Source organism: Collimonas sp. OK412 (assembly GCF_900112135.1).
Lineage (GTDB): Bacteria > Pseudomonadota > Gammaproteobacteria > Burkholderiales > Burkholderiaceae_D > Collimonas > Collimonas rhizosphaerae.
On sequence record NZ_FOLC01000011.1, the window covers coordinates 149,776 to 173,163 of the forward strand.

Below are 23,388 nucleotides of genomic sequence, written 5' to 3' on the forward strand. Positions count from 1 at the left end.
GTGACGTCCGTTGCCCGAGGCGTCAACGAGTTGTTTCAGGGCGGCTATCCTTTTCCGCGCGCACAGCGGCTTCGGCCTGCCATGTTCCGCCAATCACTTTGTAACTCAGGCCGGCCATGGCGCCTGAGCCGCCGTTGGAGAGCAGCGATGTCGCCGCCGGCGACAACCCTACCTGCTCACCGATGACGGATAGCACATTGCTGGCCGCTATATTGCTGTTGATGGCCGCCGTGCGAGCGACGGATTGATCGAATACGCGCATGTAATCCTCGCGCTTTCCTTTCCATGCAGGATCGAATTTTTGGCTGGTGCTGGCTTCCTTGGCCTCTTCCTGGGTCACATTGGTCCAGTCCGCGGTTTCCAGCACCGTATTGATGGTTGCTTTGACTGCGGACGAGTGATAAACGACGTTCATTGCTTCGTGTTTGCTGAGCGGGGAATGTTGTCCGGCGAGGGCCAGCCTGGCGTCGCCCAAGGCTGCCGGCACAAATGCACTGAAGGCATAGTTGGCCGCAATATTTACTTTTGCGTAGAATTCGCCCGAAGCATTCATATGTGATCCGCTGACGCCGCCATTGGTGTCGGCTTCCGTGTTTACCATGCGGAATGTGGCCTGTATGGTATCGCGCGCGCCTGCGTAAGCCAGCACCTTGATATCGGACGCCACCAGCTTCGCGGCAAGTTCAGGCTGCCCAATGTGAGGGCCGGCGACGCCTAATGCAATGTTGGTAAGTATACCGCCGGTGGCCAGTGTGGTGACGGCATCGGAATAGCGGCGCTGCTGCGCCATTTTCGTCTGCTTGTCTCCAGGTGAAAGCGTGGCCCATTGTTCGGCGCTGAGGTTGTGAAATCCGCGCGCCGCGGTTTCTGGGCTGCGTTGTTCGCGGTACTGGCGTACACGGTGCAGGCAAAGCGACACCGTGCCCGAGACGATCTGCAAGGCCACCGCATGCTCGTGGGGAATCTGGCGCAGTCCGGCAAACAATACTTCGTTCATGCATTCCCGAAGAAAAGTCGGAACGCCGACCGCAACCGTTTGATGGATCAGGTGGCCGGCGGTCGCGCCGGCAAATTTCTTTTCGATGCCCATGACCCCCAGCCCCGAGGCGGCGCTTGTGGCCACTTGGCCGGCTTGCCCGCCCACGAACGTGGCGGCCTGCTTTCCTTTCGCGGCGCCGGCAGCACCCAATTCCTTGCCTTTCTCCAAGCCCGCAACCATTTGTTTTCCGGCGAATTTTGTCGCGACAACCGTGCCGTCTTTTATCTTTCCGGCGCCGCTCTTCAGGGACGACAATGCGCTGCCGCCAAAGGAGGCAAGACCGTTCAACGGTGCCGCAGTCATTGCCCTCCAACTCGACGCAGGCGGCGGTGGCGGCGCGAATTCTATTTCGACCGCAGTATCATTAAACGGCGAATCTGGGGTGAATATCGGTGCTCCTGTGATACGACGCAAGGAGGTGGAGCCGCGGGTGGTGTTAGATGTTCTGCCACTTTCAGTGCCAGGCTCGGACGGTGTCGCGGTTCCGATTTCATTGTGGGGAGGGGAAGCATGCTGGCTTTTACCCCCTGCATTTGAGGTTCCCGGCAGGTTTGCATTCAGAATACGAGGCGAATTCCCAGCTGAAATGCGACCGGGAGTCAATGAGTCCGGCTTCGGTTTCAGCCCTTCAAGCGCTGTGTTCGTGGTTAGACTGGACCGCGCCCGAGTCAATGACGGTTTGCTCCCGGAAGCGTCCTCAGAGGGAGAGATCGTGTGCGGCATCGAGTGCGTCCGCGATATTCCTCCCGTTTCTCCTGCCATGATGCATCTCCCTTTAGATGTCAAAAATCGTCGTGACCGATTGTTGTCGTGAATGTTGCAATTGTTGTGTCAGATTAATGGCGTTTCGCCTGAATTTCGGTCGCAAACGCGGCCAGTTCCCGTAGCCAGCGGGCAAGTGCAACGGGCTGTGGCTGAGCCAGCGGCCAGCGACGCATCAAACTCGGGCCGCCGTAACCGTCCGTTGCAACCACGCCCGACGACAGCAGCAACTGGGCGTTGGCCTGCAGCAGCGCTTTGCGTGCTGCCTGATTCGCCCAAGCCGGGTCGAGCAGCGCGCTCGCAATCAGTGCCGAATCGTCCGGCGCGCAGGCGAGCAATAAACGCTGCTCGCCGATCAAGAGGCGACCGGTGCGCGCGACCTCCCGTGCGACCTCCTTCGTTGTACCGAGCAGCAGCATCACTTCGGCAATCAGAACCAGCACTTCCCTGGTCGCCTCGAATTCCTGCAATGCAGCCGGTGGCGTTCCTGTTTGCCCGCTCTTCGTCATATGCAACGTATTGCCGAATTTCATTGGAGCCTCTCTTTGACGTCAATATTATTTGAGGTGCCGGCGCGCACCGCCACGCACAGGTCATGCATGCTTTCCAATGCGGCGCGCAACAGTTCCGGTTCATGCATGGCCGACGGTAGATTCATCAGCAGACAGGCGGTGTCGCCTTCGTCCAGGGCAAAGCCCCAATCCGCGACGATCATTGCCGCTGCATTGGCGCGCAACATGGTGTTATGCCAAACGCTAGGATCTATACCGTCTGGCTTGGCCATGGTGGCTGAGGCCACGATGCGCAGCGCAGCATCAGGCAGTTCCTTGACATGAATTGCGAACTCGATCCCATCGCTGTACAGCAGGCCGGACTGAGCGAATGTTTGCTTGCTTTCGACATTCAGTCCCATGATGTCCGCGGTTGCGTGCAGCAATGCCGTCCGGCTCAGACGAGAGCCAAAAGATGCAGTATCTACGGCTGGTGAATTCTGGAACATGCGATTTTCCTTGATGGCAATCAGATGACTCTTATTCCACTCTCAAACGAGGCTGCCGTGTGATGCGCCTGCGAAAGATCGCTTCGATAGGCGAACTTCGTGAATCGCGCGCTCTTTTGGTGAAGTGGACTAACATGGCAAGCGGACAACATTTGTCGCCCAGGCCATCGTGTTCCGGCCAACTGATGCACGTGTGCATAGCCGCTCATTGGGATAACCACGACAAGTTCAGATTCAGCACGCCGTTAGGTGGCGGTTTCTTTGACTCCACCCAGTGGATGGACGACAACACGCGCCGAACCTTTGCAATCCGAGTCACTGCGATGGAATGCGAGCGATCTGCGCTGTTCGAGATACTGGCTGACGAGTCAAGGAAACTGCACCTGAAATTCTTCAACTACATCAATTGACGCCACGGCAGTCGGAGCTCTATTCAAGTGGGGGATTTTTTGACCAACTAGGCGCATTCAGTGTTTTTCACGCACTGAATGCACAAACAGTAGTTGTTGCCTGGCGCAGCATTGCGGCATACGCGCATTCTGCGTGCTTGACTCATAATCCGTTGGTGCCCAATTCGACTCTGGGGGGGCCACAAGCTGAGTGGGTCAATTCAGCACGCAAACGAACAATCGATGTAACAATAAAGCACTTTGTTACTCAGGATCAAACGCTTCGTTTATAAGCGTTGGGGGTTAATCCAGTCCATCGCAAAAATGCCCGTTGAAATGTACTTTGCTCGGAATAACCAAGTAATTGCGCGATATCAGAAAGTTGCAGTGTTGGATCTAGCAAGTACTGTTTTGCCAATTGTTGACGAATTTTTTCGAGTAGCACCCGGAAACTGGTGCCGCACTGGTCTAAGCGGCGGCGCAGTGTTCTAGGCGTTATATTAAATTTGCTCGCGACACTATCCAATTCTGGCTCGCCCTCATGAATTTGGCTTGTGATGCAACGTCGGACTGACATCACGAACTCGTTTTCTGTAGGTAGCTGATTTAGGAATTCATTTGCTTGCCTCTCTAACAGAGCTACCAATACAGGCTCTGGTTTTTTTAGGGGAACAGTCAGCGAATGCAGCGGTACGCGTATGCTAGTCGCGGCTTGATTAAAAAGAACTTCACATTTGAAGAAATCTCTATAGGCATGTAAAGACGACGGCTCGGGATTGATAAAGCTCACTTGCTTCCACTCTACATCCTTGCTAGATATGCACTTGGAAAATTGGAGAAGTGTCGCTATGCCAAATTCAAGGTGTAGTCGCCCGTGCCCCCCGGAACTTCTTGCAGGCCATCTAAGCACAAGATCGCTTCCGTCAATAATAGGAGCCTCTAAGCCGCCTTGCTCCACCTCTTGTATAAGGCGCTGATATGCTTGCAGGCGTAGCAGCGATGCGCCAAGAGTGGGGCACGACGCGAATATGTAGCCAATGACTCCAAAGTGTGCAGGAGTAACAGTTTTCCCCAAGTGCAGGCCTAAGAGGGGGTCTCCTAATCGAACCGCGGCACATTGCAAGTGAGAGATCCAGCGTTGCAGCGGGTAGCGGATTAGAACTCGGTCGACTTCGTCAGGTGTTGGCTCATTTAATAGCTTTGAGGCATCAATCCCCTGGTTTTTTAAATATTCAAAAAGTATGCGCATATAGGCGCTGGACACAAAGCCCTGTGCAAATGTATTTAATTTCACTGCTTTTATGTTCAAAAAACGTACAACGTATAAAACAAAGCATAGGTGACGGGATGTGCCAGTTAAAGTCCGGCCTCGGGCACCAATTACTAAAAGGCTTTCAGTGATGAGGGTCTTTTTTGTTGTGCTCCGCAACCCACTGCCTGTTCCGCAAAATCCTAATTCGGTAACGATGGGCAATCCGTCATAGCGGCGTTTACCCTCAGATGACCTCAATTATGGGTTGAGTATCCTTGCGACTATCCCGGAACCAGGAATTACAGTGATCCTCATTTTTTCTCAACTAGCTATTCCTCGCTCATTCCAATCAATGAAAGCCAATGCGATGTCGAACCCTCCATCAAAGAAGCAGACTCCTCCGCGTTAATTCGCGGCATGGCACGAGATCCATGACCGATTTCTCGCTTCGCTTTCCTACTACCTCTTTCTTCTCGCATTTTTTTTTGACGATCGCAATACGCAATAATTTTTCCTACCAACATGAACAAATCTCGATCATTCCGTAAATTTTCAGCCAGTTGCTGCCAGTGCCCACTTAGATACCATCGTCTAACGCGCATATAGATGGCGTTCCATTTTCCAAATTTTGGCGGCAAATCAGCCCAAACATTCGTATCAGACACAAACCACAGTACAGCTTCAATAAACAGTCTATTGTCACGAGCATGGCTTCCAGGATCTCCGGTTTTTCCCAACATCTGGAACTCCAGTTTTTCCCATTGATCGTCTCTAATTTTCGTGCCTGATTCACATTTAGAATTCATCATTAGCAATCTCACTTTCACTTTTTCAAACTCATCCTATCTCTTGCAATTCACTAGCCAGAAATGAACTGCTATCACAGCACAATAGTAAAAAGAGGGATTCAAAAGATACCGTTAAGCCTCTACATTTCTTAAATGAGAAGAAACGTTACATGCAAATAAAAGTGGGCTTCGAACCGAAGCCCGCCTATACAATCTGCATCTGATCAAATTTACTCTTGTCCCTACCAGGAATACCCCACACCCGCATTAATCAGTGTGCGACTAGCAGAGGTTGTACTAACACCGAATTTAACAACGGTGCTCTGACTGACACGGGCGCTGGCGCCGATAGCCAGAGCCGTATAACCAGCATAATTGCCAATGCCGGCACCTAATGCAAATGTCTTGCCGCTGTCGACTTGCGGAAGACCTGCCAAAGCCCCAGCCATCGCAACTCCGCTATATGCAATACGCTGAAGATCTCCAACTTGATTTTTCACCGCTGACAATTGCGAGACATTCACCGCATCGGTTGGATTGATACCAGCCGCCACGTTGGTGATGCGGCGTTCACTGCCAGGCGCCCCGACAGATACCGTATTGGCTTGGTCCGCGATAGAACCGGCACCCAGGGCCACCGAGTTGGTCCCGGTGGCTTGCGCCCCCGCACCGGTCGCGACCGAGTTATTGCCCGAGGCCAGCGCATTCTGCCCAATCGCGACAGTAGGATCGCCAGTCGCCTGCGCGTTATTACCGATCGCCACCGATCCGGCCTGCGAGGCCAAGGCACGGAAGCCCACGGCAGTGGTGTTGGTATCGGTTGCCTGTGCGTTGGAACCGAATGCCGTCGCGCCGTCTTTGGTCGCCTGCGCACACAAGCCGGAACCTGTTGCATCGACACCCTTGACCGTACTGCACGTTGCCGGCGTCACATTGCTGATCGCCGTGCCGCTAGCGCCACGCGTCTGTACCGTACCGTCGCTGTTGGCTCCGCCGATCGTGGTAGCACCTATCGTCGAACCGTTCGCCGCAGCGCTGCTTGACGCATCGGCAAGCGGTTTCAACGATGTCGACAACGAACTGACGCCCATCAGGCTGGTCGAGAGTGACGTCAATTGTCCCAGCCCGGTTGATATCGACGCAACGCCAGTTGACAACGAATTGATGCCGCTCGTCGCCACGCTCAAGCCGCTTGACGTAGACGTCGACAACGATGACACGTTGCTGTTGGTGGTGCTCAGACCCGTTGACAGCGAATTAATGCCGCTTGCAGCCGTGCTCAAGCCCGTCGAAGTCGAAGTCGATAGTGCCGACACATTGCTGTTGGTTGTACTCAGCCCGGTTGACAGTGAATTTACGCCGCTTTGCGCCGTGCTGATCCCTGTCGAAGTAGAAGTCGACAGCGATGTCACGTTGCTGTTGGTCGTGCTCAAACCGGTTGACAGCGAATTGATGCCGGTCGACGCCGAAGTAGACAAAGAGGATAACTGACCGTAATTCACCGCGTCGGTTGGATTCACACCGGCAGCCACATTGGTAAGAGTCACCGGCGTTGTCGCGCCAACCCCGCCCAAAGTAATGCTGGCGTGACCAGGATTGTCATATTGAACCGAGTTGGCAACCCCTGTAGACAGCGACGATACATTGCTATTGGTCGTGCTCAGGCCAGTCGATGTCGACGTTGACAACGAGGTCACGTTGCTGTTGGTTGTGCTCAAACCAGTTGACAACGAACCAATGTTGCTGGCATTCGTGCTGATGCCAGTCGAGGTTGAAGTCGACAACGACGACACGTTGCTGTTGGTCGTGCTCAGACCTGTCGAAGCCGAAGTCGACAACGAACCGATATTGCTGGCGTTGGTGCTGATACCTGTCGAAGTCGAGGTCGACAATGACGAAACATTACTGTTCGTTGTGCTCAGTCCGGTCGATGTTGACGTCGACAGCGACGACACATTGCTATTGGTAGTGCTCAGACCGGTAGAGGTCGATGTGGACAAGGAGTCCACATTGCTGCTGACCGTGCTCAAGCCTGTAGATGTCGAGCTCGACAGCGAAGAAACATTGCTGTTCGTTGTGCTCAAACCGGTTGAAGTCGATGTCGACAGCGATGTCACGTTGCTGTTAGTCGTGCTCAGGCCTGTAGACGTCGAGCTCGACAGCGACGAAACATTGCTGTTCGTTGTGCTCAGTCCGGTCGATGTTGACGTCGACAGCGACGACACGTTGCTATTGGTAGTGCTCAGACCGGTAGAGGTCGATGTGGACAAGGAGTCCACATTGCTGCTGACCGTGCTCAGTCCCGTAGACGTCGAGCTCGACAGCGACGCAACATTGCTGCTGGTGGTGCTCAGCCCTGTCGACAACGAACCGATGTTGCTGGCGTTCGTGCTGATGCCAGTCGAAGTTGAAGTCGACAACGACGTCACGCTGCTGTTAGTCGTGCTCAGCCCCGTAGAAGTCGAAGTCGATAAAGAATCTACATTACTATTGGTCGTGTTCAGACCAGTCGACAGCGAGCCAATGTTGCTAGCGTTGGTGCTGATACCTGTCGAAGTTGAGGTCGACAATGACGACACATTGCTATTGGTAGTGCTCAGACCGGTAGAGGTCGATGTGGACAAGGAGCCCACATTGCTGCTGACCGTACTCAGGCCTGTAGATGTCGAGCTCGACAGCGACGAAACATTACTGTTCGTTGTGCTCAAACCGGTTGAAGTCGATGTCGACAGCGATGTCACGTTGCTGTTAGTCGTGCTCAAGCCTGTCGACAATGAGCCCACATTGCTGCTGATCGTGCTCAGGCCTGTAGACGTCGAGCTCGACAGCGAAGAAACATTGCTGTTCGTTGTACTCAGTCCGGTCGATGTTGACGTCGACAGCGACGACACATTGCTATTGGTAGTACTCAGACCGGTAGAGGTCGATGTGGACAAGGAGTCCACATTGCTGCTGACCGTGCTCAGGCCTGTAGATGTCGAGCTCGATAGCGACGAAACATTGCTGTTCGTTGTGCTCAAACCGGTTGAAGTCGATGCCGACAGCGATGTCACGTTGCTGTTGGTCGTGCTCAAGCCAGTCGACAACGAGCCCACATTGCTATTCGTTGTACTCAGGCCAGTCGACAACGAACCGATGTTGCTGGCGTTCGTGCTGATACCTGTCGAAGACGAGGTCGACAATGACGAAACATTACTGTTCGTTGCGCTCAGTCCGATCGATGTTGACGTCGACAGCGAAGAAACATTGCTGTTCGTTGTGCTCAGTCCGGTCGATGTTGACGTCGACAGCGATGTCACGTTGCTGTTGGTCGTGCTCAAACCAGTCGACAATGAGCCGATGTTGCTGGCATTCGTGCTGATGCCGGTCGAGGTTGAAGTCGACAACGACGTCACGCTGCTGTTAGTCGTGCTCAGACCTGTTGAAGCCGAAGTCGACAACGAGCCCACATTGCTATTCGTTGTACTCAGGCCAGTCGACAACGAACCGATGTTGCTGACGTTCGTGCTGATGCCGGTCGAGGTTGAAGTCGACAATGACGTCACGCTGCTGTTAGTCGTGCTCAGACCTGTTGAAGCCGATGTGGAAAGTGACGTGAGATTCGAGCTGATGGCGGAAGCCGTTGTGTACAGTTGGCTGCCATTCACAGCATTCGTCGATGTCGCCGACACTTCGCCGTCAGCGACGCCCTGAATCTGACGGTTACCGACGGCCACCACGCCATTGGTCGGCGCTTGATTGACGGTAAAGGTCGCGCCCGGCACCACGCCGCTAGCGGCGGTCCACTTGGTCGTCGGGGTGGTGGCCGTGGCGATGGAACCCGAACCCAGCGCTACCGAATTGGTCAGCGTCACGCTGCTGCCGGATCCCAGTGCCAGGGTATTGACGGCCGACGCCGTGGATTGCACTCCCAGAGCCAGGGCGTTGGCGGCCGACGCCGTGGATTGCGCTCCCAAGGCGATCGCGCCCGTTGAACTTGCAGTGGCAAGGGCACCGAAAGCTAGAGAATCCGTCGCAGTGGCGGATGCTTGGGTTCCGAACGCGAGACTCCCCTGCCCCGAGGCCGTGGCATTCACACCCATCGCGACGGCCCCAGCGCCACTGCTTATGGCGCCCCATCCAATGGCCGATGCGCCAATACCAGTTGCCTGCGAGCCGCAACCGGTCGCGAAGGTGCTCAAGCCGTACGCCGTCGTATATTGGGTGGCGGTAGCGGCTTGCGGATTGGAGACCGTGATGTTACCCAGCGTCTGCGTAGAATTCACCCAATTGTTGATGCCACTTGTCTGGCCAGCGCCAATGTTGTAGTTCACGCCGTAGTTTAACGCAGACGTCTGCGCGCCAAAGCCATAGAAGCCGCCCGTATAATTTGCCCCAGATCCGTAGATGGCCGCAGCGTTCATAGCGCCAACAATAGTGCTACAGGCCGACTCGCCGGAAAAGGCAACACCGGCCTGAGAGACATCGACGCTCCCCCCATAAGCGGAGGTACTCGTGTTGCCATTAATGGCACTCACGCCACCTGACGAACCCGATACGCCAGCCAAAGCGTCACTCCCCGCCCCCAATCCCACCACAATGAAAGTTGCGGCAATCAATGTCTCATGGATCACGCTACACTGGCTCTTACCCTTCCCATGACTTTTGACCTTCTCCCCAACCACGCATAATTTTCCCGTAGTTTTGCTCCAGATCACCCGATACATTTTGTTCATTTTTACCCCCCGTGTATATTTGCTTTTTGATTAAAGATGTTTAAATAAAAAACAGCAGCCTGCTTCCATAAGCCATTGCGTCAATGAGCTATGGCTTTCCCCGCCGCCTTTTCTGGCGGCTCTTTGCATTGCATTCAATATTTGTTGATCATCGTAGGCAGCAATGTTCAGCACGAGGGTGCTCGGTTCCGGATTTTCACCAGAGTTAGCAAGCAACTGACATTCAATGGTTGTTGGTCATGCTCAACTCGGTCGACAGCCAAAAGATGTTGTAGGCATTGATGCTGATGCCCATCGAAACGAAAAATACAAACATCTTAAATTTGACTAAAAATCACATTGGCTTACGAGTCGGATGGTAGGCGAGGGCAAAATGGAAAATATTGGCAGTAGCGGACAATAAATTAGCATTTATGGCCACTAGCTTCCTGCTTGAAATTTTTTTAGCCTTCCGTAGTCGACGGAAATAGAAAATCGCAACTCTCGACGATTACAAAAAATTCAGGAAAAAAATTATAAATAATGTGAACTCAAGGAAGGGATTCATAGAGGAAATGGCGAAACTTAAACCAGCGAATTATTTTTGAAATAATCGTTTATATCATTTCACAAAACACATTTTTAGTTCCCGCATGGAAATATAAATACGCATCAGGATCAATCGCAAACAATTGTTAAATTCGGCGTAAAATATTTACCACAAGAAATTTATTGTGTTTTTCAACGTAAAACTGAGCGACGATTTAACCGATACCGATAGGGCCATATCATCCAAATTATGGGAACAGCTGAATTAAATACAGTTGCACAAGGCTTTGTATCCAGCGCCTATATGCGCGTGCTTTTTGAGTATTTAAAAAATCAGGGAATTGATGCCTCAAAGCTATTAAATGAGCCAACACCGGACGAAGTCGATCGAGTTCTAGTCCGCTACCCGCTGCAACGCTGGGTCTCTCACTTGCAATCTGCCGCAGCTTGCCTGGAAGATCCCCTCTTAGGCTTGCACTTGGGGAAAACAGTTACACCTGCGCACTTTGGAGTAGTTGGCTACATAATGGCGTCGTGCCCCACCCTTGGCGCAACGTTGTTGCGTCTGCAAGCATACGAGCGCCTTGTGCACGAGGTAGATCAACATCCCATGGAAGCGCCTATTTTTGACGGAGGCGATCTTGTGGTTAAATGGCCCGGGGGAAGTTCCGGAGGCCATGGGCGACTGAATCAAGAATTTAGCATTGCTACATTTTTCCAATTTTCGAAGTCCATAGCCAGCCAGGATGTCGAGCTAAAGCAAGTGAGCTTTATCAATCCCGAGCCGTCGTCTCTACATGCCTATAGAGATTTCTTCAAATGTGAAGTTCTTTTTAATCAAGCGGTAACTAGCGTACGCCTACCACTGCATTCGTTGACTGTGCCTGTAAAGAAACCAGAGCCTATATTGATAGCTCTGTTAGAGAAGCAAGCAAATGAATTCCTAAATCAGCTACCTACAGAAAACGAATTCGTGATGTCAGTCCGACGTTGCATCACAAGCCAAATTCATGAGGGCGAGCCAGAATTGGATAGCGTCGCGAGCAGACTGAATATGACGCCTAGGACATTGCGCCGCCGCCTCGACCAATACGACACAAGTTTTCGAGCGCTGCTTGACGCAATTCGTCAGCACTTGGCACAACAATACTTGCTAGATCCAGCGTTACAACTTTCCGATATCGCGCAATTACTTGGTTATTCCGAGCAAAGCACATTTAATCGTGCATTTTTGCGCTGGACAGGGTCAACACCAAACACATATCGGCGAAGTATCCAACTCTAAGTAACCAGTTTTACCGCAGCATTCCATTGGTTGTGGATTTGCACCGAAAACTGACCCACTTGGCCGCATAATTTGCATCAAAAATTGCTCTATGCTTAGCGCACAGCCCTACTTGTCAGAATGAGTGGGGGATCAGAGTGATCGACGTGACATTACTAGGAATAATCAGACGCTGGCACCTTCGTGACCAGGTCTCCAACCAGGAAACTGTAGGCATGGCACGCAATACGGTATTGAATTTGTGAGGTCAGCACCTGGTTCGACTCTGACGAGGCACCACCAGTAACCTGGCAGGAAAAAAGGTTCTCAGCAATGGGAGCCTTTTTGTTTTTATCAACATGCTCTCGTTCGCCCATTGGAACTCCAGCAAGGAGATCCAAGATTATTCCCGGCAAGCCCTCCCCGCCCCCTGTTCCGCAAAAGCCACTCTCCCCCTCTTCCTGACCCGCAGCCCTTTACGGCCAACCTCTTTCCCAACTACAATCACGTCCGATATTTCCATACGCCAATATTTATTCCTCCCGAATCATCGCGAGCCATGGCATCCCTTGCAGTTGAACCGTCCTACCCTTTTAGCTCAAAGGCAGTGTGTTGCAATGAAAATCAATAAAAGTCTTCTTGCCCTGGTTTTAATCGGCGCCATGCTCAGCCAGTCCGGCTGCGGCGGTGGCGGCGGATCGGGCGACAGCGCCGCGACCGGGCCGGCATCGGTTGCGGCATCGGCGGTCAGCATCAGCGCGCTGTCTGCCTCGAGCGCAGCCGCGGGCGCTACCGTGACCGTCAACGGCACCGGTTTCCAGAAAGTCAGCACCGTCACCATCGGTTCGACCGCGGTCACCTTCTCTATCGTCAGCGACACGCAAATTGCAATCACTGTTCCGGATGGCGCCGTCAGCGGAGTCATTACCCTGTCGGGCGCCGGGTTCTCGGTACAGACGTCGGCCAGCTTCACCTCGAGCCTGCCGTCGCCGCTGGTAACCAGCGTGTCAGCCACGAATGTCGTTGTCGGCAGCAATTTCACGATTCAAGGCAAGAACCTTGACCGGGTCAGCGCCTATCAGGTAGCTGGCGTCAATCTGGCGGTGGTCGCCAGCTCCAGCACTGCCGCTACCCTCACCATGCCGGCCCAGGCGATTTCCGGGACGCTGACGCTGGTCGTCGGCGGCGCTCCAGTCAACAGCGCCTACCAGATCAACGGCTATCTGCCGGCGTCGATTGTCGCGATGTTGCCGCAGCTCGGGATCGTGGGCAGCAGCGTGACGATCAGCGGCAGCGGCCTGGCGGCGGTGACCAGTGTCCGCTTTGCCAATGGTACGGTTGCATCGGCATCGGCTGTCTCGAACAGCGCGGTCACGTTTACCGTGCCGCTCGGGGCCGCGTCCGGCCTGCTGACGGTGGTCGACCGCTACCAGGAAGTGCGCAGCGCCACGGCATTTACCGTGGCGCCGACAGTCACAGCGACCTCATTGCTCAGCGCTGCCAGCGGCAGCACGGTTGTGTTGACGATAGCGGGCACCAACCTGGATAGCGTGAGCGCCGCCAAAGTCGGCGCTTCAAACGCTGTCATTGTCAGCCGCAGCGCCACGCAGCTGGTATTGCAGGTGAGCCTTGGAACCAGCGGCGCCGTGACGCTGACAGCGCCCGGCCAGGCGGCCGTCAATGCCGGCACCATCGATAGCACCGGCAGTGTCGGGCTCTGGATCAGCAGCGTCGACTTTGCGCACGTGTTCGACAAAAGCTCCACCGATCCAACCCTGCGCCTGACTCCGGGCCGTCCTGTGCTGGTGCGCGCCACGGTGCTCGCACCGGCAGCCGGCGCCACCAGCCCGTCAGTGAATTTGTCGGCCAGCAGCAGCACCGGCGCGGCATTGGGCGTGCTGGCGATGAATGGCCCGGCCACCCTGCCTACCGCGAAAGACGACTACAGCTTGAACAATAGCTTCAACGCAGTCCTGCCCGCAGCTTGGGTACAGCCGGGCGTCAAGATCAGCATCAAGGTTGCGGCAGGCGTCAACAGCAGCCCGGCCAGCCAGGATGTATCGCCCACCGTCGGCGCGCCTGCCAGCCTGCGGGTGGTGCTGGTGCCGCTCACGGTCGGCAGCGCCACCGGCGTCGTGCCGCCGGCGTTGTCGGATGTGCAGACAGCCCTGGCGCGCGTCTATCCTTACGCGCACGGCAATATCGTTGTGCAAAAACGCGCTCCGCTGGTGATCAGCGGTGCCGCCAGCACAACAGCAATGGATTGGTCGAGCGCACTGAACCAGCTCGAAACCGCGCGCAAGAATGAAGATCCGAACGCTTTTTATTACGGCTTCGTGCCTATGTACAGCCCGATCCCTTCGTCATTCATCGCCGGCCTGGGTTATGTCGGAGTGCGTACGCAGGGCAGCAGTTCGGCGGTCGCCGCGATTGGCCTGGACTGGACCAGCAGCGCCGGCCAGGGCGATCCGTTCGATAACAAATGGCCGCAATGGCAGGCCATCATGGTGCACGAAATGGGACACAACCACTCCCTGAGCCACGCCCCCTGCGGCGGCGCTTCGAGCCCGGATCCAGCCTTCCCTAACAGCACCGCTGACCTCAGTTCGCTGGCGGTCTACAACAGCCCATACAGCAGCGACACCCAGGTTGGGGTATTAAGCGCGCCGCTCACGCCAAGCAACAACCAGATGAAAGACGTCATGGGTTACTGCGGCGGCACATGGTTCTCCGATTTCAGTTACGTCAGGGCCCAGCAGTTTGCCGAATCGCGCACCGCCGCCATCCCGCAGCCCCTGGTCCTGAATGCTGCCGCCAGCGTCGCGGCGCCGGACGGTTACCTGACAATCTCCGGTGAGTTGACCGCGCAAGGCGTGTTGCTGCATCCGGCCGCCGCCACCGCCGCCAAAGTGGAAGCCGATACGGCGACCGCCAGGTCGGTCTATGCATTGCGCCTGCACACCAGCAGCGGCCAGACTTATCAGCTGCCGTTCGAGCCGGTCGGCGTGGCCGATGCCGCCGGCGAGACCAGCCATTTCTGGGTCAGCCTGCCCAATCCCGGCGAGATTGCATCGATCGAAGTCTTGCGCAACGGCCAGCTGCAAACCATGCAGCAGCCAAAACAAGCGCAAAACCTGAAAATCGCCAGCCAGGCAGCCGCCGCCAATACCCAGGCGATGGCGTCGTCGGCCAGCTGGACAGTCCAGGGCGGACGCCTGGCGATTACCTGGAACGCGGCGCTGGAGCCATTCCTGTCATTGATGTATGTCTCGCCTGCCGGCGCTAAAACCGTGCTCGGCAGCGGACTGCAGAACGGCAGCGCGTCATTCGATATCAGCGGCTTGCCAAGCGGCGGCCGCTTCGAGCTCAGCCTGTCTTCATCGATACAGGCGCGCCTGGTCGCTTTCCCGCACTGAACTGCCGAGCCTGGAGCGCACCACGTGGCTCCAGGCCCGCCGATAACCGGCGGCCGGCCTAATGCAATTGCGGGCCGGGCGCAAACACCGTCTTGCGCGGCGCCAGCTTGAACTGCGCCAGCAAGAAGCCAACGGCAACTTCATTAAACGCCGCATACAGCGACGCCTGCTTTTCTCCCCACGCATCCCAACGCCGCCATAGCAGCCGCTGCTGGCGCCGCATCTTCTTCTCCCATGCCGCGTCCATGGCCTGTTCTTGCCTGAGCCAGGCTTTCAGCTCGGCAATCTGCTGTGCCGGCGGGCGCGGCCCCAGCGTTTGCTCCACGCTGGCGCGAAAATCGTCATACAGGCTGTCCAGCTGGCGTTGTTCGCTGTCTGTCCAGTAACTGTCCTTGGCCTGCTCGCCGGCAAAATACGCAGCGCCTCCGCATAACTTCCCCATTTGCTCGGCATCGATCCGGCTCAACGGAGCGGCGACGCAGCCGAGCAGGTTCTCCAGGTACTGGCTATCTCCTTCTTCAGTTTCTCCGGCAGCGCCGACGGCTCCCGGCCCGAGCGCCAACCATGCACTGTCGTCGACCGCCAGGCCGGCAAGCTCCTTGTCGTGCAACGCTCTCATCTGCGCCGACAACGCCAGCAGCGGCTCCGCCTGGCAATAGCGCGTAATGCCCCATTGCAGGTCATGCAGCAGCCAATGCGCGTAACGATAGGGAACGGCGCCGAGGTCCGCGCCTACCGGGATAGCTTCCAGCAATGCGATGGCTTGCTCGCGCGCGCTGGTTTTTCCATCTGCCTGGCGCAGCCAGCACAGCACATCGATGATCACGGCCAGCGTTCCCGGTATGCCGAGTTCCTCGGTAAAACGATGCTTGCCGCCGGCGGCGCAGTCGGACGGCTGGTTATCGGGACCGAGCTCGGCGTCACGCAGGCGGGCCAGGCAACGCGCCTTCTGCGCCGGGTCCGCGGCGAAGCTGATCCATGCATTCGCGGTTGTTTGCCGCTCAAGTCCAACTGAAGTCTTGCGCGATGAAATTTTCTCATCCATGTCGTCGTCCTTGCCAGTCAGGATATGGCCGCAGCGTTGCCTGCGGACCGCGGTAGTCATGCCGGCGCCCTGCCGGCAGCCGCAAGGACGGCCAGCAAGATTCCGGGAAATCCGGTTCTTCAGAAATGTTTGCAAGCTAATCGACGGCCGAAAAAAAACGCCAGGGAAGCGAACCTCCTTGGCGTTTTATGTTTCGATCAGTTAGCTGCCAGGCTTAGAAGGTGTAGCGAGCACCCAAAGTGAAGTAGCGGCCGACCGCGCCCGACTGGTGCAGCGACGGGTTGTAGTTGATGCGGCCGTAGGTTTGCACGTCGAGCGGCGCCAGGCGATCGAATATGTTGGCGATCGCTGCGGTCACTTCCCATTGCTTGCTGACGTTCCAGCGACCGAACAGGTCGACTGTGGTGAACGATGCAATGCGGCAGTTCTTCAAAGGATTGCCGGTGACTGGATCGACGTCCAGGCATTCGCCGCCTGCTTCGTTCTTGTCCTCGATACCGCTGACATAGTTGACCGAAGTAGTCAGGTTGAACGGGCCACGGTCCCATGCCAGCGAAGCCGAAGCACGGGTGCGCGGCGTGCCGCCGTTGCCGGACAGGTTGGTATCGCCATGCGTGCCGACGAAGTTCTGTGTCACGCCACCGGAAGTACGCTTGAACTCGAACATTTGCGAAACCGTCAGGCCCGCAGTCATGCGGCCGTAGGAGTTCAGGTCGAAGCGGCTGCGCAGGTCGATATCGACGCCGCTGGTGCGGGTCTGGCCGGCGTTGATATACGGCGCCTTGACCAGCAGGATAGGACCGGCCAGGCCAGGGAAGTCCGAAGTCGGTTCGCCGCGCACTACAGTCGCATCAGGGAATTTCGATGGGTCTGCAATGATCGATGCCGCGTCGGAACCGGTGATTTCATTCTTGCGGACGATACGCCAGTAGTCCACCGAAACGCTGGTGTTCTTGATCGGTTCCAGGATGAAGCCCAGGCTGTAGCTCTGCGATTTTTCCGGTTTCAGGTTCTTGTTGCCGACCGTTACCGCGCCGACGTTCTTGCCATCCGCGCAATCTGCGGAAAGGCCGGTCACAGGGCAACGCAGCGGATCGCGCGAGAAGGTGGTGAAAGCCGAAACCGCACTGGTGCCGCTTTCTGCCGGCCCTGGCGCACGGAACCCTTCCGCATACGTACCGCGGATAGCCAGTTGCTGGACCGGCGTGAACTTGAAGCCGATCTTCGGTGTGGTGGAGTTGCCGAAATCGGAATACTGGTCGGTACGCAAGGCGAGCTGGAATTCCAGTTGCTTGAGGACCGGCAGCGCCAATTCGGTGTACAGGGAACTGATGTTGCGCGAGGCTTTGGCAGCAGCATAACCGAGGCCGACGATATCGTTGATGTCGGTGAACGGGGTCGCTTCGCTGTCGGTGGATTCGTGGCGGAATTCACCGCCGACCGCGATGCCGATCGGTCCGCCCGGCAGCTGGCCGAACTCGCGCGTTCCTTTGAAATCCCACAAGGCAAGCTTGGTGGTCGCCGAGTTCTTCAGTTCCGGCGAAACGAAAGCCAGCGTGTCGGCGCTGTTCAGTGCGCCGGCCTGGCCGATGCGGAAAGAACCGTTGTTGATCGCCGTCTGCAGGTTGCTGGCGCGGTAGTAGCCGTTCTGGGTACGTTCAGTCTTGCTCTGTGCGTACAAGATGCCGCTGTCGTAATCCCAGCCGAAGCTCGTTCCCTTCACGCCGACCAGCAGGCGCGTGACGGTGGTATCGAGGTCGGTAGCACGCGGACGATTCGGATCGACCCAGCGCGGGCGAGCCCGGTTGGCAGGAAACGGATTGTCCGGATGGCCGATAGGCAGCAACAGCTGGCCGGGGCCCGTGCCGGTGTTGATCACGCGGTTGTTGACCAGGTCGAAACCGGCGCTGGTCAGACCGGACGGCGTGGTGATGGTCTTCGCCTGGGAGTTGAACAAGCCAAGTTCCGTATAGGCTTGCATGTCATTGTTGATCTTCAGGGTGCCGCGGCCGAACAGGTTGATGTTCTGGGTTTCCGGCTGGATCGCCTGGTAGCCGTCCTTGATCGGATCCCACAGGCAGCCGCCGCCGGAATTGATCGAAGTGCTGCGGTCGATGTTGGCACAGCCTGGGAGGTTCTGGATGCCCCGACCAGGAATGGTAGCGCCGCCGGCGGTGACCGGACGCACGGTGCCGACCATGCTGCTGCCGCCGGTATTGCTGCTGGTGGTGCCGCCGGCGCGCTGGTCGCGGCCGCCCCATGGACGGGCATCTGCTGTGCCGAGGTATTCCGGCCGGTCTTTTTGCCAGATCGCGTTGCTTTGCTTGGCGTCGATGCTGAAGAAATAGTTGTACTTGTCGGTATCCAGGTCGCCGAAACCGAAGGTTCCCGACGCCGTCCGCAGGGTGCCGTCGCCGTGGCCGGATGTGCCCAGCGTGCCGGAAATGGTTTTGCCCTGGTAGGTTTCACGCAAGATGATGTTGACCACGCCGGCGATCGCATCGGAACCGTAGATCGCAGATGCGCCGTCTTTCAGCACTTCGATGCGGTCTACCGCGCCCAGCGGAATCGTGTTCAGGTCGACAAAGCTGCGTTGTCCGTCGTCGCCCAGGCCATAAGGCGCAGTGCGGCGGCCGTTGATCAGGACCAGGGTGGAGTTGACTGACAGTCCGCGCAGCGAGACGCCCGAGGCGCTGCCGGCGAAGCCGTTGGTGAATGAGCCGCTGATGGAACCGTTGTTGTCGGCCGACAGGCTGCGCACCACATCGGCTACCGAAGTCTTGCCTGATTGCTGGATGTCCTTGCGGGTCAGGATCTGCGTCGATGCAGCGCCTTCCTGCTGGGTACGCTTGATGTTGGAACCTGTGATTTCAACCCGTCCCATCGGTTTGTCGTCGTTTGTCTCCTGCGCCTGCGCAGCTTGGGCCATCAGCCCGATACCCATTGCGACGCCGCCGGTAAAAAACACCTGGCGCAGCAACTGTGGCAACTTCCGTTCCCTGATCATAAGCAACACTCCCTATCGATAATTTTAGAGTTGAGAATTTAATTATTTGTGTAATCAAACCAGACTGATTAAATCGCCTTGTGGACGACGTAAACTGCGTTTTGACCTCTGCTACGATTCCGTACAGACAGACAAACCTAAGAATCCACCGACGTACCCGACGGCTTTTTCATCATCTGGCTCCCCAGGGATTGCCGTCATTCGTTTCGCTTGTATGCATCGCGGACAACGGCAACGCAATGCCTCCCGGTACAGGCTATTGCCATGCACCAAGACATTGCGGTGTTAATCTATCCTAAACATAATATTTTTTGTTACAAATAATTCAGCCGAGTTACAAATAGTCATATTGCGTTACAAATTTACGACAGCGTGTTGTCAAAAAACGCCAGAAATGTCGTAAAAGGACAATTCCGAATAAGGAAATGCACTGAAATAGCGATTCGATGACGTGTTTTGCCGGCATTTGTTGTGCTTTGCAGCATTTCGTCTGGATTCGCCGCTTCGGGGCTGAAAAAATTTGTTACATGGAGATTGCGGGAAAGTTACAAACTCCCGCTTTGGCAGTTGTTACATTGTTGTTAAATTAGACAAGAAAACCCGAAATCGCGGATGGCAAACCGGGCGGGAAAGCCTGATGCTTTTCGGTTAATATCACCTACTTTCATTTAAGGGCGTCCCACAAACGCGATCAGGCCTTCTTTGCTCCGGACAGATCGCGAGGCTTGCCCTGCCGCATCATGGCGTGCGCAAACATCCAGATTTCCAGACGTCGATTTTTCGTTGAATTTGAGTATGCATATAGCAGTTTTCAGTTGGTTCGGATGGTCCTTGCTGTGGCTTGTCCCTATGGTTTTACGTGTCCTCAAGGCGCGCCGGACAGGCACGAATCCGCTGCGCGGCCCGGGCTCCATCCGCTTGTGGCTAGGCACGCTCCTCATACTCTGCAGCAGCAGCGCCCTGGAAGCCGTCATGCGCACGCACGAATCGACGCCGCCCGACGGCGACCGGCTGGGTTATGCCTTGGCCCATGGCTTCATGAGCGTGCTGGGCACAGCCGGCGGCGTGCTGGCGCTGGCGGCGCTCGGCGTCCTGGCGTTATCGTGGCTGTTTGGCAGCGAATGGCTGAAACCACTCATCGCCATGCCCCCGCTGCAGCGGATCTTCTCGCTTAAAAAACAGCAATCCGAAACCTCGCCCGAGCCGCGCAAGCTACGCACCGGCGCTGCCGTCGCGCCGGTCCAATCCGTACCCAGGCAGGCGCGGCCGCGCGAAAGCATTGCGATCCCGCCGCGCAGCAGGAAATCCTGGCAATTGCCTTCCAGTTCCGAGCTCGCTGAAATCTTTGGCAAGCCACAGAAACCGCCGGCCAAGCCGGCTGAAATCAAGACCAGCGCCAGGAGCATGGCGGAATGGGCCACGGTTGAACAAATCATCCCGACCCCGGCAATGCGCGCGCGCGCCAACACCGTGCAGAGTGCAAGCAACGCGCGCAAAGATGCGATGCATGCGCGCCAAGCAGAACGCAGCCAGCATCGCACTGCACCGCTGACCACCACAATCAGCACCCGCCCTGCTCCTGTTGCGCCGCCACGCCCGCCGATTGCCGTACCGGCTGCTGCGGCCAAGCCGGTTGCCGAGCACGCGCATGCTGTCGAAGCGCGGTCCGAAGCATCCGTGGCCGAGCTGGCCGTTTCTCCACTGGCGCATGCGCCGGCGCCGTCCCTGACAGTTACACCGCTGCCTGCGGCTGCCGAGCCGATTGCCCCGATGAATATCGTCCGTCAGGAAGCCGTCCTGCCTGATCCCGTTCCGGCAAGCCCGCAGCTCCGCGCGGCGCAGCCGCTGCCGCCAGAAACCGCGCCCGCTTACCTTACCGCAGAGAGGGCCGCCGTCGCCGCTCCACAGGTCGCACCAGCCCCGCTTGCGCCAAACGAAGCATCCGCACCGCCCGCCGGCAGCAACGAAGAGGATTTTTCATTTCATCCGCTGCATCAACTGCGGATTGATTTGCCGGGACTCGACTTGCTCGATCCCGCCGTCAACGAGCAGATCGACATTCCGCTTGAACGCCTGGCGGAAACCGGCCTGCTGATCGAGCAGCGCCTGAAAGAATTCAAGGTGCCGGTGACAGTGCTGGGCGCCGACGCCGGGCCGGTGATTACCCGCTTCGAAGTGGAGCCTGCGCTGGGCGTGCGCGGCAGCCAGATCGTCGGCCTGATGAAAGACTTGTCGCGCGCGCTGGGACTGACGTCGATCCGGGTGGTGGAAACCATTCCAGGCAAGACCTGCATGGGGCTGGAGTTGCCCAATCCGAAGCGGCAAATGATCCGGCTGTCGGAAATACTGGAATCGCCTGCCTACCAGGATTCCGCATCGCACCTGACGCTGGCCTTGGGCAAGGACATTACCGGCGCTCCGATAGTCGCCGACCTGGCGCGCGCTCCGCACATGCTGGTGGCCGGCACTACCGGCTCCGGCAAATCGGTGGCGATCAATGCGATGATCCTGTCGCTGCTGTATAAGGCCACGCCGGAAGAAGTGCGGCTGATCATGATCGATCCCAAGATGCTGGAGCTGTCGGTATACGAAGGTATTCCGCACCTGCTGGCGCCGGTGGTCACCGACATGAAGCTGGCGTCGAATGCGCTGACCTGGTGCGTGGCCGAGATGGACAAGCGTTACCGCCTGATGTCCGCGCTCGGGGTGCGCAACCTGGCCGGATTCAACCAGAAAATCCGCGACGGCGAAATGCGCGGCAAGAAAGTCAGCAATCCGTTCTCGCTCACCCCGGATGCGCCGGAACCGCTATCCACCCTGCCGCTGATCGTCGTCATCATCGACGAGCTGGCAGACCTGATGATGGTGACCGGCAAGAAGATCGAAGAATTGATCGCGCGCCTGGCGCAAAAAGCCCGGGCCGCCGGCATCCACCTGATCCTGGCGACGCAACGTCCTTCGGTGGATGTGATCACCGGGCTGATCAAAGCCAACATCCCGACCCGGGTCGCGTTCCAGGTATCGTCCAAGATCGATTCCAGGACCATCCTCGACCAGATGGGCGCCGAAGCCTTGCTCGGCCACGGCGACATGCTGTTCCTGCCGCCGGGATCGGGTTATCCGCAACGCGTGCACGGCGCATTTGTCTCGGATGCGGAAGTGCACCGGGTGGTCGAACACCTGAAACAGTTCGGCGAGCCGGAATATGAAGAAGCGATCCTGGCCGGCGTGCCTGCCGAAGGCGCCAGCGCCGACCTGCTGGGCGACACCCAGGATGTCGAGGCCGATCCGCTTTACGATGAAGCGGTGGCTTTTGTGGTGCGTACCCGGCGCGCGTCGATTTCATCGGTGCAGCGGCAATTCCGCGTCGGCTACAATCGCGCGGCGCGACTGGTGGAGCAAATGGAGTCGGCGGGAATTGTTTCGTCGGTGGCGACCAATGGCAGCCGCGAAGTATTGACGCCAGTGCAGGCGGAGTAAAACACACGCTGCGCCCGGCCGCATTTACTGTCGGGCGCAGCGCACTATCTCAATCAAGCCTGAAGCGCAGCCCCAGCGCCAGCACGCTGTTGCGCAACCCGCCGTTGCTCAGCTGCGCATCGTAGTTCAAGTACCAGCCCCAGCGGCTATCCACCGCCGTATTCAAACCCAAACCCGCCCAGCCCGAACTGCGCGCCAAGCCGATCCCCTGCACCGTGAAGCGCGCCGCCGGCGCCCCCACATACGCCGCCCCGAAATCCAGGCTGCCATCGCTGAACGCATGCTGCCACGCCGCGTAAGCCTGCACCACGCTCAAGCCGCCAGCCCATTGGAAACTGCTGTCGCCCCGCACACCCAGCAACCCCGCCGTCTGTTTATAAGCCTGGCTGTCCGCCGTCAAGCCGAACACCCCGCCGCTTTCGGTAAAACCGCCGCGCTTGAGGCGGTCATACGCCAGGCCGGCGTAGGGCGTCAGCCGCATGTCGGCCGAGAGCGGCAACACATAACCGCCTTCCGCATAGGCCGACCACAGGCTGTCCGTGTGGCTGGTCCCCAGGTTCTGCTCGCTATTGCCGATCACCGCGCTGCGCGTCACCGTGCTGTCGATGCTGGCTGCGCCCGCCCGTCCCGCTACATACCAGCCGTCCGCACCGAATGCATGGCGGCCATACAGGGAGACGCCGGTGCTGTGCCCCTTCGATTG

The 23,388-nt window shown here is 57.1% G+C and carries 11 protein-coding genes and 2 pseudogenes; 4 read left to right on the forward strand and 9 right to left on the reverse strand.

The features are described from left to right. Nucleotides 1-22: 22 nt before the first annotated feature. From BM062_RS25930 to BM062_RS25055, 6 genes are all read right to left on the reverse strand, one after another. Nucleotides 23-1,342 (reverse strand): hypothetical protein, encoded by a 1,320-nt coding sequence (locus BM062_RS25930; RefSeq protein WP_254785068.1) that lies wholly within the window; start codon nucleotides 1,340-1,342, stop codon nucleotides 23-25. Between the two features lie 533 nt (nucleotides 1,343-1,875). Then, nucleotides 1,876-2,334 carry a CesT family type III secretion system chaperone gene (locus tag BM062_RS13750; RefSeq protein ID WP_092397728.1) on the reverse strand — a complete coding sequence of 153 codons (459 nt, stop codon included), beginning with the start codon at nucleotides 2,332-2,334 and terminating at the stop codon, nucleotides 1,876-1,878. Further along, a complete protein-coding gene (locus tag BM062_RS13755) occupies nucleotides 2,331-2,801 on the reverse strand; it encodes a hypothetical protein (RefSeq protein WP_139220050.1) in 471 nt (156 codons plus the stop codon). Before BM062_RS13755 ends, BM062_RS13750 begins: the two co-directional genes overlap by 4 nt. A 663-nt stretch (nucleotides 2,802-3,464) precedes the next feature. Then, the gene (locus BM062_RS13765; protein ID WP_139220051.1) at nucleotides 3,465-4,484 is read right to left on the reverse strand and encodes an AraC family transcriptional regulator; all 1,020 of its coding nucleotides are present in this window, start codon (nucleotides 4,482-4,484) and stop codon (nucleotides 3,465-3,467) included. A 287-nt stretch (nucleotides 4,485-4,771) separates the two neighbouring features. After that, nucleotides 4,772-5,251, reverse strand: a complete 480-nt coding sequence (locus BM062_RS13770) for a transposase (protein ID WP_092397734.1) — start codon at nucleotides 5,249-5,251, stop codon at nucleotides 4,772-4,774. Between the two features lie 221 nt (nucleotides 5,252-5,472). Continuing rightward, complete coding sequence (locus BM062_RS25055) at nucleotides 5,473-9,945, reverse strand: YadA-like family protein (RefSeq protein ID WP_139220053.1); 4,473 nt, start codon at nucleotides 9,943-9,945, stop codon at nucleotides 5,473-5,475. Nucleotides 9,946-10,723: 778 nt separating this feature from the next. On the opposite strand from BM062_RS25055, the gene BM062_RS13805 reads away from it, so the two are divergent. Beyond that, nucleotides 10,724-11,758 carry an AraC family transcriptional regulator gene (locus tag BM062_RS13805; protein ID WP_092397738.1) on the forward strand — a complete coding sequence of 345 codons (1,035 nt, stop codon included), beginning with the start codon at nucleotides 10,724-10,726 and terminating at the stop codon, nucleotides 11,756-11,758. A 596-nt stretch (nucleotides 11,759-12,354) separates the two neighbouring features. Then, on the forward strand, nucleotides 12,355-15,153 hold the full coding sequence (locus BM062_RS13810) for an IPT/TIG domain-containing protein (RefSeq protein ID WP_175501001.1): 2,799 nt from the start codon (nucleotides 12,355-12,357) through the stop codon (nucleotides 15,151-15,153). 58 nt (nucleotides 15,154-15,211) lie between these two features. On the opposite strand, the gene BM062_RS13815 is transcribed toward BM062_RS13810, so the two are convergent. Together BM062_RS13815 and BM062_RS13820 are read right to left on the reverse strand one after the other, a co-directional pair. Then, complete coding sequence (locus tag BM062_RS13815; protein WP_092397742.1) at nucleotides 15,212-16,258, reverse strand: hypothetical protein; 1,047 nt, start codon at nucleotides 16,256-16,258, stop codon at nucleotides 15,212-15,214. 154 nt (nucleotides 16,259-16,412) lie between these two features. Continuing rightward, the gene (locus BM062_RS13820; RefSeq protein WP_254785069.1) at nucleotides 16,413-19,205 is read right to left on the reverse strand and encodes a TonB-dependent receptor; all 2,793 of its coding nucleotides are present in this window, start codon (nucleotides 19,203-19,205) and stop codon (nucleotides 16,413-16,415) included. A 795-nt stretch (nucleotides 19,206-20,000) separates the two neighbouring features. Here BM062_RS13820 and BM062_RS26245 point away from each other — a divergent pair. Both BM062_RS26245 and BM062_RS26250 read left to right on the forward strand, forming a co-directional pair. Then, a pseudogene (locus BM062_RS26245) lies at nucleotides 20,001-20,324 on the forward strand (DNA translocase FtsK 4TM domain-containing protein); the annotation flags it as partial. An 891-nt stretch (nucleotides 20,325-21,215) separates the two neighbouring features. Then, nucleotides 21,216-22,685, forward strand: a pseudogene (locus tag BM062_RS26250) (DNA translocase FtsK); the annotation flags it as partial. Nucleotides 22,686-22,734: 49 nt separating this feature from the next. Here BM062_RS26250 and BM062_RS13830 read toward each other — a convergent pair. Continuing rightward, nucleotides 22,735-23,388 (reverse strand): autotransporter outer membrane beta-barrel domain-containing protein (locus tag BM062_RS13830; RefSeq protein WP_139220052.1); only part of this gene is annotated, 654 nt, incomplete at its 5' end.

Bases quoted from the DNA above. Each gene is read 5' to 3' on its own strand.
- BM062_RS25055 (WP_139220053.1), bottom strand. From the start codon at position 9,945: ATGAACAAAATGTATCGGGTGATCTGGAGCAAAACTACGGGAAAATTA.
- BM062_RS13805 (WP_092397738.1), top strand. From the start codon at position 10,724: ATGGGAACAGCTGAATTAAATACAGTTGCACAAGGCTTTGTATCCAGC.
- BM062_RS13750 (WP_092397728.1), bottom strand. From the start codon at position 2,334: ATGAAATTCGGCAATACGTTGCATATGACGAAGAGCGGGCAAACAGGA.
- BM062_RS25930 (WP_254785068.1), bottom strand. From the start codon at position 1,342: ATGACTGCGGCACCGTTGAACGGTCTTGCCTCCTTTGGCGGCAGCGCA.
- BM062_RS13820 (WP_254785069.1), bottom strand. From the start codon at position 19,205: ATGATCAGGGAACGGAAGTTGCCACAGTTGCTGCGCCAGGTGTTTTTT.
- BM062_RS13770 (WP_092397734.1), bottom strand. From the start codon at position 5,251: ATGATGAATTCTAAATGTGAATCAGGCACGAAAATTAGAGACGATCAA.
- BM062_RS13815 (WP_092397742.1), bottom strand. From the start codon at position 16,258: ATGACTACCGCGGTCCGCAGGCAACGCTGCGGCCATATCCTGACTGGC.
- BM062_RS13755 (WP_139220050.1), bottom strand. From the start codon at position 2,801: ATGTTCCAGAATTCACCAGCCGTAGATACTGCATCTTTTGGCTCTCGT.
- BM062_RS13810 (WP_175501001.1), top strand. From the start codon at position 12,355: ATGAAAATCAATAAAAGTCTTCTTGCCCTGGTTTTAATCGGCGCCATG.